Source organism: Agromyces sp. NBRC 114283 (assembly GCF_030268405.1).
In the GTDB taxonomy this organism is placed as follows: Bacteria; Actinomycetota; Actinomycetes; order Actinomycetales; family Microbacteriaceae; genus Agromyces; species Agromyces mediolanus.
The window spans coordinates 1,386,353-1,401,160 of sequence record NZ_BSQP01000001.1; the positions used below are offsets into that span (position 1 = coordinate 1,386,353).

Annotated in this window: 23 protein-coding genes; all 23 read left to right on the forward strand. The window is 69.6% G+C overall.

Annotated features, from left to right (window positions below; translation table 11 throughout):
• Positions 1-2: 2 nt before the first annotated feature.
• The 23 genes from rpsQ to rpsI all read left to right on the forward strand — a co-directional run bounded on the left by rpsQ (position 3) and on the right by rpsI (position 14,787).
• Positions 3-305 carry a 30S ribosomal protein S17 gene (gene rpsQ / locus QSJ60_RS06745; RefSeq protein ID WP_189083719.1) on the forward strand — a complete coding sequence of 101 codons (303 nt, stop codon included), beginning with the start codon at positions 3-5 and terminating at the stop codon, positions 303-305.
• A 32-nt stretch (positions 306-337) separates the two neighbouring features.
• On the forward strand, positions 338-706 hold the full coding sequence (gene rplN, locus QSJ60_RS06750; RefSeq protein WP_189083720.1) for a 50S ribosomal protein L14: 369 nt from the start codon (positions 338-340) through the stop codon (positions 704-706).
• 3 nt (positions 707-709) lie between these two features.
• Positions 710-1,069: a 50S ribosomal protein L24 gene (gene rplX, locus QSJ60_RS06755; RefSeq protein ID WP_189083721.1), complete on the forward strand. Its 360-nt coding sequence runs from the start codon at positions 710-712 to the stop codon at positions 1,067-1,069.
• Positions 1,069-1,653, forward strand: a complete 585-nt coding sequence (gene rplE / locus QSJ60_RS06760; protein WP_189083722.1) for a 50S ribosomal protein L5 — start codon at positions 1,069-1,071, stop codon at positions 1,651-1,653. The genes rplX and rplE overlap by 1 nt, the downstream gene beginning before the upstream one ends.
• Positions 1,654-1,818: 165 nt before the next feature.
• A complete protein-coding gene (gene rpsH, locus QSJ60_RS06765) occupies positions 1,819-2,217 on the forward strand; it encodes a 30S ribosomal protein S8 (RefSeq protein WP_189083723.1) in 399 nt (132 codons plus the stop codon).
• 4 nt (positions 2,218-2,221) lie between these two features.
• On the forward strand, positions 2,222-2,758 hold the full coding sequence (rplF, locus tag QSJ60_RS06770) for a 50S ribosomal protein L6 (RefSeq protein WP_189083724.1): 537 nt from the start codon (positions 2,222-2,224) through the stop codon (positions 2,756-2,758).
• Between the two features lie 2 nt (positions 2,759-2,760).
• Entirely contained in the window at positions 2,761-3,120 is a 360-nt protein-coding gene (rplR, locus tag QSJ60_RS06775; RefSeq protein WP_189083725.1) for a 50S ribosomal protein L18, read from the forward strand.
• A complete protein-coding gene (gene rpsE, locus QSJ60_RS06780) occupies positions 3,117-3,821 on the forward strand; it encodes a 30S ribosomal protein S5 (protein ID WP_372458675.1) in 705 nt (234 codons plus the stop codon). The genes rplR and rpsE overlap by 4 nt, the downstream gene beginning before the upstream one ends.
• Positions 3,821-4,006: a 50S ribosomal protein L30 gene (rpmD, locus tag QSJ60_RS06785; protein WP_067948559.1), complete on the forward strand. Its 186-nt coding sequence runs from the start codon at positions 3,821-3,823 to the stop codon at positions 4,004-4,006. The genes rpsE and rpmD overlap by 1 nt, the downstream gene beginning before the upstream one ends.
• The gene (gene rplO, locus QSJ60_RS06790; RefSeq protein ID WP_285463102.1) at positions 4,006-4,668 is read left to right on the forward strand and encodes a 50S ribosomal protein L15; all 663 of its coding nucleotides are present in this window, start codon (positions 4,006-4,008) and stop codon (positions 4,666-4,668) included. Before rpmD ends, rplO begins: the two co-directional genes overlap by 1 nt.
• A gap of 136 nt (positions 4,669-4,804) precedes the next feature.
• A complete protein-coding gene (gene secY / locus QSJ60_RS06795) occupies positions 4,805-6,127 on the forward strand; it encodes a preprotein translocase subunit SecY (RefSeq protein ID WP_189083727.1) in 1,323 nt (440 codons plus the stop codon).
• Positions 6,124-6,750, forward strand: coding sequence for an adenylate kinase (locus tag QSJ60_RS06800; protein ID WP_285463104.1), 627 nt, complete (start codon positions 6,124-6,126; stop codon positions 6,748-6,750). Before secY ends, QSJ60_RS06800 begins: the two co-directional genes overlap by 4 nt.
• A 4-nt stretch (positions 6,751-6,754) precedes the next feature.
• A complete protein-coding gene (gene map, locus QSJ60_RS06805; RefSeq protein WP_285463105.1) occupies positions 6,755-7,606 on the forward strand; it encodes a type I methionyl aminopeptidase in 852 nt (283 codons plus the stop codon).
• 108 nt (positions 7,607-7,714) lie between these two features.
• Positions 7,715-9,415 (forward strand): phosphoenolpyruvate--protein phosphotransferase, encoded by a 1,701-nt coding sequence (gene ptsP / locus QSJ60_RS06810; protein WP_285463106.1) that lies wholly within the window; start codon positions 7,715-7,717, stop codon positions 9,413-9,415.
• A 104-nt stretch (positions 9,416-9,519) separates the two neighbouring features.
• A complete protein-coding gene (gene infA / locus QSJ60_RS06815; protein WP_011186713.1) occupies positions 9,520-9,741 on the forward strand; it encodes a translation initiation factor IF-1 in 222 nt (73 codons plus the stop codon).
• A gap of 71 nt (positions 9,742-9,812) precedes the next feature.
• Positions 9,813-9,929 carry a 50S ribosomal protein L36 gene (rpmJ, locus tag QSJ60_RS06820; RefSeq protein WP_005050492.1) on the forward strand — a complete coding sequence of 39 codons (117 nt, stop codon included), beginning with the start codon at positions 9,813-9,815 and terminating at the stop codon, positions 9,927-9,929.
• 155 nt (positions 9,930-10,084) lie between these two features.
• Positions 10,085-10,465, forward strand: coding sequence for a 30S ribosomal protein S13 (gene rpsM, locus QSJ60_RS06825; RefSeq protein ID WP_189083731.1), 381 nt, complete (start codon positions 10,085-10,087; stop codon positions 10,463-10,465).
• A gap of 32 nt (positions 10,466-10,497) precedes the next feature.
• Positions 10,498-10,896 (forward strand): 30S ribosomal protein S11, encoded by a 399-nt coding sequence (rpsK, locus tag QSJ60_RS06830; RefSeq protein ID WP_022889749.1) that lies wholly within the window; start codon positions 10,498-10,500, stop codon positions 10,894-10,896.
• Positions 10,897-11,026: 130 nt separating this feature from the next.
• Complete coding sequence (locus tag QSJ60_RS06835) at positions 11,027-12,013, forward strand: DNA-directed RNA polymerase subunit alpha (protein ID WP_189083732.1); 987 nt, start codon at positions 11,027-11,029, stop codon at positions 12,011-12,013.
• Positions 12,014-12,058: 45 nt separating this feature from the next.
• On the forward strand, positions 12,059-12,589 hold the full coding sequence (gene rplQ, locus QSJ60_RS06840) for a 50S ribosomal protein L17 (protein ID WP_189083733.1): 531 nt from the start codon (positions 12,059-12,061) through the stop codon (positions 12,587-12,589).
• Positions 12,590-12,715: 126 nt separating this feature from the next.
• Complete coding sequence (locus QSJ60_RS06845; protein WP_285463108.1) at positions 12,716-13,663, forward strand: tRNA pseudouridine synthase A; 948 nt, start codon at positions 12,716-12,718, stop codon at positions 13,661-13,663.
• A gap of 153 nt (positions 13,664-13,816) precedes the next feature.
• A complete protein-coding gene (rplM, locus tag QSJ60_RS06850; protein WP_189083735.1) occupies positions 13,817-14,263 on the forward strand; it encodes a 50S ribosomal protein L13 in 447 nt (148 codons plus the stop codon).
• A gap of 38 nt (positions 14,264-14,301) precedes the next feature.
• Positions 14,302-14,787 (forward strand): 30S ribosomal protein S9, encoded by a 486-nt coding sequence (gene rpsI / locus QSJ60_RS06855; RefSeq protein ID WP_189083736.1) that lies wholly within the window; start codon positions 14,302-14,304, stop codon positions 14,785-14,787.
• Positions 14,788-14,808: the final 21 nt, after the last annotated feature.

Here is a 14,808-nt window from a genome sequence, read left to right on the forward strand (position 1 = left end):
TCATGGCTGAGACCAAGAAGGCCGCCACGGCCGAGGTCGCCGAGACGGCCGAGCAGCGCCCGTACCGCAAGGTGCGCCGCGGCTACGTCGTCAGCGACAAGATGGACAAGACCATCGTCGTCGAGGTCGAGGACCGCGTGAAGCACCCGCTGTACGGCAAGGTCATGCGCCGCACCTCGAAGGTCAAGGCGCACGACGAGCAGAACACCGCCGGCATCGGCGACCTGGTCGTCATCTCCGAGACCCGGCCGCTCAGCGCCACCAAGCGCTGGCGCCTCGTCGAGATCGTCGAGAAGGCCAAGTAAGCCTCCTGGCTTGCTTATAGAAGGAGTTCGAAGTGCTTCAGCAAGAATCACGACTCAAGGTGGCGGATAACACCGGCGCCAAGGAGCTGCTCACGATCCGTGTCCTCGGTGGGTCCAAGCGCCGGTACGCCGGCCTCGGCGACATCATCGTCGCGACCGTCAAGGACGCGATCCCCGGCGGGAACGTGAAGAAGGGCGACGTGGTCAAGGCCGTCATCGTCCGCACCCGCAAGGAGACCCGTCGTCCCGACGGCTCCTACATCAAGTTCGACGAGAACGCCGCGGTGATCCTCAAGAACGACGGCGAGCCGCGCGGCACCCGTATCTTCGGCCCGGTGGGCCGCGAGCTGCGCGACAAGAAGTTCATGAAGATCATCTCGCTGGCTCCGGAGGTGCTCTAACCCATGGCGAACATCAAGAAGGGCGACCTGGTCCAGGTCATCTCCGGCCGTAGCCAGGCCCGCGGCGGAGACCGCGGCAAGCAGGGCAAGGTCATCGAGGTGCTGGTCGACCAGAACCGCGTCGTCGTCGAGGGCGTCAACTACGTCACGAAGCACGTGCGGGTCGGCCAGACCCAGCGCGGCTCGAAGACCGGCGGCATCGAGACCCACGAGGCCCCGATCCACGTCTCGAACGTCGCGATCGTCGACCCCGAGACCAAGAAGCCGACCCGCGTCGGCTTCCGCAACGAAACCGTGACGAAGGACGGGGTCACCAAGACCGTCCGCGTTCGTTACGCCAAGAAGTCAGGTAAGGACCTCTGATGACTGAGACTGCCGTGGCGGCTGGCAAAATCCAGCCCCGCCTGAAGCAGAAGTACCGCGAGGAGATCTCGAAGGGCCTCCAGGAGCAGTTCGGCTACACGAACGTGCACCAGGTCCCGGGTCTCGTCAAGATCGTCGTCAACATGGGTGTCGGCGAGGCCGCGCGCGATGGCAAGGTCATCGACGGCGCGATCGCCGACCTCACGAAGATCACCGGTCAGAAGCCGCAGGTCACGAAGGCCCGCAAGTCCATCGCGCAGTTCAAGCTGCGCGAGGGCCAGCAGATCGGCGCGCACGTCACGCTGCGCGGCGACCGCATGTGGGAGTTCCTCGACCGCCTCCTGTCGCTGGCGCTCCCGCGCATCCGCGACTTCCGCGGCCTGAGCGACCGTCAGTTCGACGGCAACGGCAACTACACCTTCGGTCTCTCGGAGCAGAGCGTGTTCCACGAGATCGACCAGGACAAGATCGACCGCGTTCGCGGCATGGACATCACCGTGGTGACCACCGCCAAGAACGACGACGAGGGTCGCGCGCTGCTCAAGTCGCTCGGCTTCCCGTTCAAGCAGGTCGAGAACGCGTAGTAGACTCTACGAGTTTGTGCATGAGCCGGCACCGCTCCCCGAGCCAGTCGAGGGGAGCGGCGCCGGCACAGGCATTCGACGGTTCGCAACCGCGAACCGCACCACCACAGGTCAGTCCCCGTGTACCGGGTCCTGAAACCTGGTGAACGTTAGGAACACATCGCCATGACGATGACCGACCCGGTCGCTGACATGCTGACCCGTCTGCGGAACGCCAATTCCGCCCACCACGACGCGGTGTCGATGCCCCACTCCAAGCTGAAGGGCCACATCGCCGAGATCCTCAAGAACGAGGGCTACATCGCGGACTTCGAGGTGACCGACGCCCGCGTCGGCAAGACCCTCACGTTGAACCTCAAGTTCGGCCCGAACCGCGAGCGCTCGATCGCCGGCATCAAGCGCGTCTCCAAGCCCGGTCTCCGCGTGTACGCGAAGTCGACCGAGCTCCCCAAGGTCCTCGGTGGCCTGGGCGTCGCGATCCTGTCCACTTCCAGCGGTCTGCTCACCGACCGCCAGGCCGAGAAGAAGGGCGTGGGTGGGGAAGTCCTCGCCTACGTGTGGTAAGTCCATGTCACGAATCGGACGACTCCCCATCGACATCCCCGCCGGTGTCGAGGTGAAGATCGACGGCTCCGCCGTCACCGTCAAGGGCCCGAAGGGCGAGCTCTCGCTCACCGTCGCGAGCCCCATCGAGGCCAAGGTCGATGGCAACCAGATCATCGTCACCCGCCCGGACGACGAGCGCGAGTCGCGTTCGCTCCACGGCCTCACCCGCACGCTCATCGCCAACGACATCGTCGGCGTGACCCAGGGCTACTCGAAGGGTCTCGAGATCGTCGGCACCGGTTACCGCGTGGCGCAGAAGGGCAGCGCGATCGAGTTCGCGCTCGGATTCTCGCACCCGGTCCTCGTCGAGGCGCCCGCCGGCATCACCTTCGCGGTCGAGGGCAACACCAAGATCACCGTGTCGGGGATCTCGAAGCAGGCCGTCGGCGAGACCGCGGCCAACATCCGCAAGATCAAGAAGCCCGAGCCGTACAAGGGCAAGGGCATCCGCTACGCCGGCGAGGTCGTGCGTCGCAAGGCCGGAAAGGCTGGTAAGTAACCATGGCCGTGAAGAGCAAGTCGGCTGCGCGCTCGCGCCGCCACACCCGCCTTCGCAAGAAGATCGTCGGCACCGAGCAGCGTCCGCGCCTCGTCGTGACCCGCTCGGCCCGCCACGTCTTCGTGCAGGTCGTCGACGACGCCCAGGGCCGCACCGTGGCCTCCGCGTCGACCATGGAGGCCGACCTCCGCGCGTTCGACGGTGACAAGACCGCCAAGGCGAAGAAGGTCGGCGAGCTCGTCGCCGAGCGCGCCAAGCAGGCCGGCATCGCCGAGGTCGTCTTCGACCGCGGCGGCAACAAGTACGCCGGTCGTGTCGCGGCGATCGCCGATGGAGCGCGAGAGGCAGGGCTGAACCTGTGAGTGAGAACACTGTGAAGGAGACCGAGGTGGCCGCTGAGGCACCCGTCGAGACCGCTGCCGGTACCGAGCAGCAGCCCGAGCGCCGCGAGCGCGACGGCCGCCGTGGCGGCCGCGACCGCGGCCAGGGCGGTCGTGACCGCGGTGGCCGCGACGCCGAGAAGAGCCAGTTCCTCGAGCGCGTCGTCACCATCAACCGCGTGTCGAAGGTCGTCAAGGGCGGCCGTCGCTTCAGCTTCACCGCGCTCGTCGTGGTGGGCGATGGCAACGGACTCGTCGGCGTCGGCTACGGCAAGGCGCGCGAGGTCCCGACGGCCATCTCGAAGGGCGTCGAGGAGGCGAAGAAGAACTTCTTCCGCGTCCCGCGCGTCGGCAGCACCATCCCGCACCCCGTGCAGGGTGAGGCGGCCGCCGGTGTCGTCCTCCTGCGTCCGGCTTCGCCCGGTACCGGTGTCATCGCCGGTGGTCCGGTCCGCGCCGTGCTCGAGTGCGCCGGCATCCACGACGTGCTGTCGAAGTCGCTCGGCTCGTCGAACACCATCAACATCGTGCACGCCACCGTCGAGTCGCTGAAGCAGCTCGAGGAGCCGCGCGCCGTCGCCGCCCGTCGTGGTCTCGACTACGACGAGGTCGCGCCCGCCCGTCTGCTGCGTGCCGAGGCCCAGGCGGCCGAGGCCGCCGCAGCAGCGAAGGCAGGTGCCTGATGGCCAAGCAGCTCAAGGTGACCCAGATCAAGTCCAAGGTGAGCGAGAAGCAGTACCAGCGCGACACGCTCCGGAGCCTCGGACTGAAGCGCATCGGCGACTCCGTCGTCCGCGAGGACACGCCGCAGAACCGCGGCTACGTCAAGACGGTCGCCCACCTCGTGAAGGTTGAGGAGATTGACTAATGGCTGACGAGAAGAACGTCGCCGAGGAGACCCCGAAGAAGGCTCCCGCGAAGAAGGCGCCGGCCACGGCCGCCGCCGAGAAGGCCCCGGCCGCCAAGGCCCCGGCCAAGAAGGCCGCTGCGGCCAAGGCCGACACCGTCGAGAAGGCTCCGGCCGAGAAGGCGCCCGCCAAGAAGGCTCCGGCCAAGAAGGCGGCCCCGAAGGCCGACGTCGTCGAGGCTCGCGAGCAGGTCCTGAAGGTGCACCACCTTCGTCCGGCTCCCGGCGCCAAGAAGGACAAGACCCGCGTGGGTCGCGGTGAGGGCTCGAAGGGCAAGACCGCCGGTCGCGGCACCAAGGGCACGAAGGCCCGCAACACGGTGCGCCCCGGCTTCGAGGGCGGCCAGCTTCCGTACCACATGCGTGCGCCGAAGCTCCGCGGCTTCAAGAACCCGTTCCGCGTCGAGTACCAGGCGGTCAACCTGGACAAGCTCGCGGCGCTCTACCCGAAGGGCGGCGACGTCACCGTCGCCGACCTCGTGGCCAAGGGCGTGGTCCGCAAGAACGAGCGCGTCAAGGTGCTCGGCAACGGCGACCTGCAGGTGAAGCTGAACGTCTCCGTCGACAAGGTCTCCGGCTCGGCCGAGCAGAAGATCGTCGCGGCGGGCGGCTCGGTCAAGTAACCGATCCACCATCGAAGTTCGAGCCTGTCGGGACCTCGCGTATGATTCACGGGGGTCCTGACAGGCTCGAATCGCATCCGGGCGCCGCGCCCGGGTGCTGTGTATGACGCTCCACGACGGAGCAACAGGAGGACGAGTGTTCAACGCGATCGGGCGGATCTTCCGCACGCCGGACCTGCGCCGGAAGATCGGCTTCACCCTGGGCATCATCGCCCTGTTCCGTCTGGGCTCGTTCATCCCCGCGCCGTTCGTGGACTTCTCGAACGTGCAGGCCTGTCTCGCGGCGAACCAGGGCGCCTCCGGCCTCTACGAGCTCGTCAACCTCTTCTCCGGCGGTGCGCTGCTGCAGCTGTCGATCTTCGCGCTCGGCATCATGCCGTACATCACCGCGTCGATCATCGTCCAGCTGCTCCGCGTCGTCATCCCGCACTTCGAGACCCTCTACAAGGAGGGCCAGGCGGGCCAGGGCAAGCTGACCCAGTACACCCGGTACCTCACGATCGCCCTCGGCGTGCTGCAGTCGACCACTCTGATCACGGTCGCCCGCTCGGGCGCCCTGTTCAGCGGTTCGGCGGACCCCTCCTGCTCGCAGCTCATCACGAACGACGCCTGGTACGCGATCCTCCTGATGGTCATCACGATGACCGCGGGTACCGGCCTCATCATGTGGATGGGCGAGCTCATCACCGAGCGCGGCATCGGCAACGGCATGTCGCTGCTCATCTTCACCTCGATCGCCTCGACCTTCCCCGGCTCGCTCTGGGCCATCGGCATCTCGCGCGGTTGGGACGTCTTCGCGATCGTCCTCGCGATCGGCCTCGTCGTCGTCGTCGCGGTCGTCTTCGTCGAGCAGTCGCAGCGCCGCGTCCCCGTGCAGTACGCGAAGCGCATGGTCGGCCGGCGAACGTACGGCGGCAACAACACCTACATCCCGATCAAGGTGAACATGGCCGGCGTCGTGCCCGTCATCTTCGCCTCCTCGCTGCTCTACCTGCCCGCGCTCATCGCGCAGTTCAACCAGCCGAAGGCGGGCGAGGAGATCCAGCCCTGGGTCGCGTGGATCACGAACTACCTGACCAAGGGCGACCACCCGCTCTACATGCTGCTGTACTTCCTGCTCATCGTGGGCTTCACGTACTTCTACGTCGCGATCACCTTCAACCCCGACGAGGTCGCCGAGAACATGAAGAAGTACGGCGGCTTCATCCCCGGCATCCGCGCGGGCCGCCCGACGGCCGAGTACCTCGACTACGTGCTCACTCGCATCACGTTCCCGGGCTCGCTCTACCTGGGCCTCATCGCGCTCATCCCGCTCATCGCGTTCGCACTGGTCGGGGCCAATCAGAACTTCCCGTTCGGCGGTGCATCGATCCTGATCATCGTCGGCGTCGGTCTCGAGACCGTCAAGCAGATCGACGCGCAACTCCAGCAGCGACACTACGAAGGACTCCTCCGATGACCAGCGCCGACTCCGCCCGCTCCGCCCGCTTCCTCATCGTCGGCCCGCAGGGCTCCGGCAAGGGGACCCAGGGCGTGCTCGTCGCCGCGGCGTTCGACGTGCCGCAGATCGCGACCGGCGACATCTTCCGTGCGAACGTGAAGGGCGGCACCGAGCTCGGCAAGCAGGTGCAGTCGATCATCGAGGCCGGCGAGCTGGTGCCCGACGAGCTCACGAGCGCGCTCGTGGCCGACCGGCTCGCCCAGCCCGACGCGGCCGAGGGCTTCCTCCTCGACGGCTACCCGCGCAACCGCGGCCAGGTGGCCGACCTGGACGCCTTCCTCGAGCCCCGCGGCGAGGCGCTCGACGCCGTCATCGAGCTCGACGTGCCCCGCGATGAGTCCATCGCCCGGCTGCGCCAGCGCGCCGTCGAGCAGGGCCGCACCGACGACACCGAAGAGGTCATCGCCAACCGTCTCGCGATCTACGAGCGCGAGACGGCCCCGATCCTCGACGTGTACCGGGCTCGCGGCATCGTCGTGCGCATCGACGGTGTCGGCTCCCTCGACGAGGTCACGACGCGCATCTTCGAGTCCCTCGCGGCTCGCGGCCTCGCTCCGGTGCATCCGGGCGCCGTCGCCTGACTCCGTGTTCCGCCGCTCGATCCTGAAGTCGCCGGCCGAGCTGCGCGCGATGCGCGCGGCCGGCACGGTGACGGCGGCGGCACTCGCGGAGGCGCGCGGGCTGATCGCCCTCGGGGCGACGCCCCTCGAGCTCGACGCCGCAGCCGAACGGGTCATCCTCGATCACGGCGGCCGCTCGAACTTCCAGCTCGAGCCCGGCTACCGGCACACGCTCTGCGTCTCGGTCGACGACGACGTCGTGCACGGCATCCCGAGCGACCGGCCGTTCCGGCCGGGTGACCTCGTCTCCGTCGACGGCGGAGCGGAGGTCGACGGCTGGAACGGCGACGCCGCCTTCTCGGTCGTGCTCGACGATCCCGACCGCCCGGACGTCGTCGCCGCCCGGCGCGAGCTCGTGCGGGTCGCCGAGCTGGGGCTCTGGACGGGCATCGCGACGCTCGCGAGCGCCCGTCACCTGAACGAGGTCGGCGGGGCGATCGAGGACGCGATCCTCGCGGAGGCGGATGCCCCGGGCGGGACGGGCCGGCAGTACGGCATCCTGCTCGACTACGTCGGGCACGGCATCGGGCGGCGCATGCACGAGGAGCCCCCGGTGTTCAACTACCGCGTCGACCGCCGCGGGCCCGCGGTGAAGCCGGGCCTCGTCGTCGCCATCGAGCCGATGATCGTGGCGGGCTCGATCGAGACGTTCGTGCGCGACGACGGCTGGACCGTGACGACCGCCGACGGCTCGGACGCCGCGCACGTCGAGCACTCCGTCGCGGTGCACGCGGACGGCATCTGGGTGCTCACGGCCGAGGACGGCGGGGCAGCGGGACTCGCGCCCTTCGGCGTGACCCCGGTCCCCATTCCCTGAGCGCCGCCTCCCGCGCCGGCGCGACCGGGCTGCGCCGCGCCGTTCCTCAGCGCGCGACCCCGGGCTAGGGTGAACGAGGAGAGGGCGCCACCGACGAGGGAGGACCGCATGCGCGAGATCCAGGGCATCGGCATCGGGCAAGGCGTGGCGGCGGGGCCCGTCGTGCGGATGGCGGAGCCGCTCCCCGAACCGGTCGACCGCCCGAGCGAGCTCGACGCCGCGCGCGAGGAGGAGCGCGCGAGGGCGTCGCTCGCCGCCGTGGCCGAGGAGCTGCGGCGCCGCGGCGCCCGGGCCGGCGGCGCCGCGAAGGACGTCCTCGAGGCGCAGGCCATGATGGCCGAGGACCCGAGCCTCATCACCGACGTCGTCAAGCGGCTCGCCGAGGGCAAGACCGCCGAGCGCGCCGTGTACGAGGCGTTCGCCGCATTCCGGGAGCTCCTCGCCGGCATGGGCGGCTATCTCGGGGAGCGCGCCGCCGACCTCGACGACGTCTCGCAGCGAGTCGTCGCGCACCTGCTCAAGGTGCCCGCCCCCGGCGTGCCCGACCCGGGGCATCCCTTCGTGCTCGTCGCCCGAGACCTCGCCCCCGCCGACACGGCGGTGCTCGACCTCGAGCAGGTGCTCGCCCTCGTCACGATCGACGGCGGCCCCACCTCGCACACCGCGATCCTCGCTCGCGAGCAGTCCATCGTCGCCGTCGTCGGCGCCGTGGACGCCGCCTCGCTCGCCGACGGGGAGCAGGTGCTCGTCGATGCCGAGCACGACGTCGTCGTGGCGGCGCCGAGCGAGGCGCAGCTCGCCGAGGCGCGCGAGCGCAGCGCGGCCCGCCGGCTCGCCGCGGAGGCGCCGATCACGCCCGGTGCGCTCGCCGACGGGACCCCGGTGCCGCTGCTCGCGAACCTCGGCTCGGTCGCCGGCGCAGAGGAGGCGCTCCGGCTGGGCGCGGAGGGTGTGGGCCTGTTCCGCACCGAGTTCCTCTTCCTCGACGCCGAGCGCGCGCCGAGCGTCGTCGAGCAGCAGGAGCAGTACACGAAGCTGCTCACCGCCTTCGCCGGCAAGAAGGTGGTCGTGCGGGTGCTCGACGCCGGAGCGGACAAGCCGCTCGCGTTCCTGAACGACGCCGAGGAGGAAAATCCCGCGCTCGGGCTCCGAGGCATCCGCGCCCTGCGCCGGTCCGAGCCCGTCCTGCGCGAGCAGCTCGCGGCGCTCGCCGCCGCCGACGCCGCGACCGACGCCGAGCTCTGGGTCATGGCGCCGATGGTCGCGACGGTCGAGGAGACCCGGTACTTCACCGCCCTGGCCGCAGAGCTCGGCATCCGCACCGCGGGCGTCATGGTCGAGGTGCCCGCCGCGGCGCTGCTGGCCGAGCAGGTACTGGGCGCCTGCGCCTTCGCCTCGATCGGCACGAACGACCTCACCCAGTACACGATGGCCGCCGACCGCCTGCTGGGCACGGTCGCCCAGTTGCAGAGCCCGTGGCATCCGGCGGTGCTCCGCCTCATCGAGGAGGTCGGCGCCGCCGGGGCGCGCACCGGCACGCCGGTCGGGATCTGCGGCGAGGCCGCCGCCGATCCGTTGCTCGCGGTCGTCCTCGTCGGCCTCGGCGCCACCAGCCTGTCGATGTCGCCCTCGGCGCTCGCCGACGTGCGCGCCTCGCTCGCGCGCTACGGCCTGGAGGATGCCCGGGCCATCGCGAGGGCCGCGCTGGGGGCCGAGGGCGCGGCCGAGGCCAAGACGGCGGCGACGACCGCCGCCGAGGCGGCGCGGGGCGGCTCGGTTGGCGATTCCTCCGCGAGTGGTCTACAGTAGTCCCTTGGTGTTCTGCACCTGCGCTGCGGCATGCGCCGACAGGGCGTCAGAGGTGCGGAACCATCGCACGACCGACCACCTTTACCCCAAGCGATAGTGAGGCTATGGCGAAGAAAGACGGTGTCATCGAGATCGAGGGCTCGGTCATCGAGGCGCTCCCGAACGCAATGTTCCGCGTCGAGCTGACCAACGGCCACAAGGTCCTGGCCCACATCTCCGGCAAGATGCGGCAGCACTACATCCGCATCCTCCCGGAGGACCGCGTGATCGTGGAGCTGAGCCCCTACGACCTGACCCGCGGGCGCATCGTCTACCGCTACAAGTAAAGGCTGTCGGAAAGTAACGGCCCGCGGCATCCCGCGGGTACGAGGACAGCGAATCGAAGGAAACATCCCTCATGAAGGTGAACCCCAGCGTCAAGCCGATCTGCGATCACTGCAAGGTGATCCGCCGCCACGGCCGCGTCATGGTCATCTGCAAGTCGAACCCGCGCCACAAGCAGCGCCAGGGCTGACCTGCTGCGGTCCGTGCCGCGCACGGATCCGCGACAACTGAACACGGCAGTGCCAGAACCCGCCGCCCGATGACTCGGGAGCGGGGGACACCTCGGGAGGAGGCCCGGGCACCGGCACTGCTTCACACCTCCACTCACTCACAGGAGAAGCCACCATGGCACGTCTGGCAGGAGTCGACATCCCGCGCGAGAAGCGCGTGGAGATCGCACTGACCTACATCTACGGCGTCGGCCGCACCCGTGCGCTGCAGACGCTCGCGGACACCGGCATCGACGGCAACATCCGCGTCAAGGACCTCAGCGACGAGCAGCTCGTCGCGCTGCGCGACTACATCGAGGGCAACTACAAGGTGGAGGGTGACCTTCGCCGCGAGGTCGCCGCCGACATCCGCCGCAAGGTCGAGATCGGCTCGTACGAGGGCCTCCGCCACCGTCGCGGCCTTCCGGTCCGCGGCCAGCGCACCAAGACCAACGCTCGTACCCGCAAGGGCCCGAAGCGCACCGTCGCCGGCAAGAAGAAGGCCGGCCGCAAGTAACCGCTTGTCGCCAGATCTAGGAGATTTCGAACATGGCAGCACCCAAGGCGGCTACTCGCAAGCCGCGCAAGAAGGAAAAGAAGAACATCGCCGTGGGCCAGGCCCACATCAAGTCGACGTTCAACAACACGATCGTCTCGATCACCGACACCAACGGTGCCGTGATCAGCTGGGCCTCCTCCGGCGGCGTCGGCTTCAAGGGCTCGCGCAAGTCGACCCCGTTCGCCGCGCAGCTGGCCGCCGAGTCGGCCGCCCGCCAGGCGCAGGAGCACGGCATGAAGAAGGTCGACGTCTTCGTCAAGGGCCCGGGCTCGGGTCGTGAGACCGCCATCCGCTCGCTCCAGGCCGCGGGCCTCGAGGTCGGCAGCATCAACGACGTGACGCCCCAGGCGCACAACGGCTGCCGCCCGCCGAAGCGCCGTCGCGTCTGACCCTCCGTCCCCGCCCCCGGGCGGCGCCCTCGCGGCGTCGCCCGGGGTGCGGGCCGTTCTCTCACAACTCAAGATCCTTCAAGAACTGCTCGGTGTCATATAGCGGACACCCTGCCGAAAGGAATCCACAGTGCTGATCGCACAGCGCCCGACGCTCACCGAAGAGAACATCTCGGAGTTCCGTTCGCGGTTCGTGATCGAGCCCCTCGAGCCGGGCTTCGGTTACACCCTGGGCAACTCGCTCCGTCGCACCCTCCTCTCCTCGATCCCGGGGGCGGCCGTCACGAGCATCCGCATCGACGGCGTGCTGCACGAGTTCTCGACCGTGCCCGGCGTCAAGGAGGATGTCACCGAGATCATCCTCAACATCAAGAACCTGGTCGTCTCCAGCGAGCACGACGAGCCCATCACCGCCTACCTGCGCAAGCAGGGCGCCGGTGAGGTCACCGCCGCCGACATCTCGGCCCCGGCCGGTGTCGAGGTGCACAACCCCGAGCTCGTCATCGCGACCCTGAACGACTCGGCGAAGTTCGAGCTCGAGCTCACCATCGAGCGCGGCCGCGGCTACGTGTCGGCCCAGCAGAACCGCAACGAGTACAGCGAGGCGGGCCAGATCCCGATCGACTCGATCTACTCGCCGGTCCTGAAGGTCACCTACCGCGTCGAGGCCACCCGTGCCGGCGAGCGCACCGACTTCGACCGCCTCGTGGTCGACGTCGAGTCGAAGCCCGCCATCTCGCCGCGCGACGCGATCGCCTCGGCGGGTCGCACGCTCGTCGAGCTCTTCGGTCTCGCCCGCGAGCTGAACACCGCGGCCGAGGGCATCGAGATCGGCCCCGCGCCGGTCGACGCGGTGCTCTCGAGCGAGCTCTCGATCCCGATCGAGGACCTCGACCTCTCGGTGCGCAGCTACAACTGCCTGAAGCGCGAGGGCATCAACACGGTGTCCGAGCTCGTCGCCCTGTCGGAGTCGCAGCTCATGAACATCCGCAACTTCGGCCAGAAGTCGGTCGACGAGGTCAAGGACAAGCTCACGGAGATGGGGCTGGCCCTCAAGGACTCGGTTCCCGGCTTCGACGGCGCCCACTTCTACACGGGCTTCGACGACGAGAACTAAGCGGTAGCGCCGCCCTAACCCCCCAAGTACTGGAGACAACGAATCATGCCGAAGCCCACCAAGGGCCCCCGCCTCGGAGGCGGCCCCGCGCACGAGCGGCTGCTGCTCGCGAACCTCGCCGCCGCGCTGTTCACGCACAAGTCGATCACGACGACCGAGACCAAGGCCAAGCGCCTTCGTCCGCTCGCCGAGCGCCTGATCACCTTCGCGAAGCGCGGCGACCTGCACGCCCGCCGTCGCGTGCTCGCCGTCATCGGCGACAAGTCGGTCGTCCACGAGCTGTTCGCGGTCATCGCGCCGCAGGTCGCCGACCGTGAGGGCGGCTACACCCGCATCACGAAGATCGGCAACCGCAAGGGCGACAACGCCCCCATGGCGGTCATCGAGCTCGTGCTCGAGCCGGTCGTGAAGAAGCAGCGCGCGGCGAAGCCCGCCGCCGAGGCCGCCCCGGCCGCCCCGGTCGAGGAGCCGGCCGAGGAGGCCGCCGCCGAGACCGAGGCTCCCGCCGAGGAGACCGCGGAGACCGAGGCTCCGGCCGAGGAGCAGGCGGAGACCGCCGAGGCCGAGGCCAAGTAACCTCAGCACCCCGTTCGACGGGCCCCGATGCATCGCGCATCGGGGCCCGTCGTCGTTTCCGGCGGCGCGCTCGGCCGCTCCGCCCGCAGGCGGGCGGGGGTGCCGGATCGCCCTAAGCTGGACGGCATGGCGAGCACTCGGGATCCCGGAGTCGACGCCGGCCCGCAGCGGGACCGGGCGGACCTCGTCCGGCTGCGCCTGGGCATCGCCTACGACGGCGGCGGCTTCGCCGGCTGGAGCACGCAGCCCGGCCTGCGCACCGTGCAGGGGGTCGTCGAGCAGGCGCTCGGCACGCTGTTCCGTCGCACCGGCACCGCGCCGCGGCTGACCGTAGCCGGCCGCACCGACGCGGGCGTGCACGCCCTCGGCCAGGTCGCGCATCTCGACGTCGAGCCCGAGGCCCTCGCCGCGGTCACGAAGCCGCGTCGCGGCGACGCCGACTCGGCGGACGCCCCGGATCCGGCCGCGGTGCTGCTGCGCCGGCTCACCGGCATCCTCGGCGCGGCCGAGGCCGATGTCGTGGTGACCTCCGCGGCGGTCGCGCCGCCGGGCTTCGACGCCCGCTTCTCCGCGGTGTGGCGCCGCTACGAGTACCGCATCGCCGACGGCGCCGCGCTGAAGGACCCGCTCGCCAGGAACCGCACGGTCTGGCTGCCGCGCACGCTCGACGCGGCGGCGATGAATGCCTCGGCGCGCTCGCTGGTGGGGCTGCACGACTTCGCCGCCTTCTGCAAGCCCCGACCCGAGGCGACGACGATCCGCACGCTGCAGGCCTTCGGCTGGACGCGCGACCCCGACGGCGTCCTCGTGGCGCGGCTGCAGGCCGACGCCTTCTGCCACTCGATGGTGCGCGCGCTCGTCGGCTCGAGCGCGGCCGTGGGGGAGGGGCGGCTCGACCAGGCGGATCCCGCCGCGCTCCTCGCCGCCGCCGAGCGCACGAGCGCCTTCAAGGTGATGCCGGCGAAGGGGCTCGTGCTCACCGAGGTCGGCTACCCGCCCGACGCAGAGCTCGCGGCGCGCGCCGAGCAGACCCGAGCTCGCCGCGAATTGCGGGTCGACGGGGTCGTCGGCTAAACTCTCCCTTTGGTGCCACGGCGCCGACCTTCGGGTCGACCCCGGGTATCCGAAGTTGAGCCCTCCACCGGGGCGTTCCCGCGCATCGCGCTCGAACACCCCACCGGAGCGGGATTCACGAACCTCTCACTCGATACAGAAAGCAGCACTCCCGTGACGCGTACGTACACCCCGAAGCAGAGCGAGATCCAGCGCGACTGGCTCGTCATCGACGCCGCCGACATCGTGCTCGGCCGCCTCGCGAGCCACTCCGCCGCCCTGCTCCGCGGCAAGCACAAGGCGATCTTCGCCAACCACGTCGACACCGGCGACTTCGTCATCATCATCAACGCCGAGAAGGTGGCCCTCACCGGCCAGAAGCTCGAGCAGAAGAAGGCCTACCGCCACTCGGGCTACCCGGGCGGCCTCAAGGCCGTCGGATACGCCGAACTCCTCGAGAAGAACCCCGTCCGCGCCGTCGAGAAGGCGATCCGCGGCATGCTCCCGAAGAACTCGCTCGGTCGGGCCCAGCTCAAGAAGCTGAAGGTCTACGCCGGCCCGGAGCACCCGCACGCGGCTCAGCAGCCGAAGCCGTACACCCTCACCCAGGTCGCGCAGTAAGCGCCCCCTCGACTTCTCGAAAAGGACTCATTACCACCATGGCGAAGATCGCAGACCAGATCGACCAGGCTCCCGAGAGCTACACGACCGAGAGCGCCGCGGCTGAGGCTCCCGCCGCCGCCCGCCCCGTGCTGAACGTCTCCGGTGCGGCCGTCGGCCGCCGCAAGCAGGCCATCGCGCGCGTGCGCGTCGTGCCGGGCGCCGGCGGCATCAAGGTGAACGGCCGCGAGTTCGCGGACTACTTCCCGAACAAGCTCCACCAGCAGCTCATCACCGACCCCTTCACCGTGCTCGAGCTCAACGGCTCGTACGACGTGATTGCCCGCATCACCGGCGGCGGCCCCTCGGGCCAGGCCGGCGCGCTGCGTCTCGCGATCGCCCGTGCGCTCAACGAGATCGACCGAGAGAACAACCGTCCGACCCTGAAGAAGGCCGGCTTCCTCACGCGCGACGCCCGCGTCATCGAGCGCAAGAAGGCCGGTCTCAAGAAGGCGCGCAAGGCTCCGCAGTTCTCGAAGCGTTAATCGCTTCGCCGGACTTTCCGC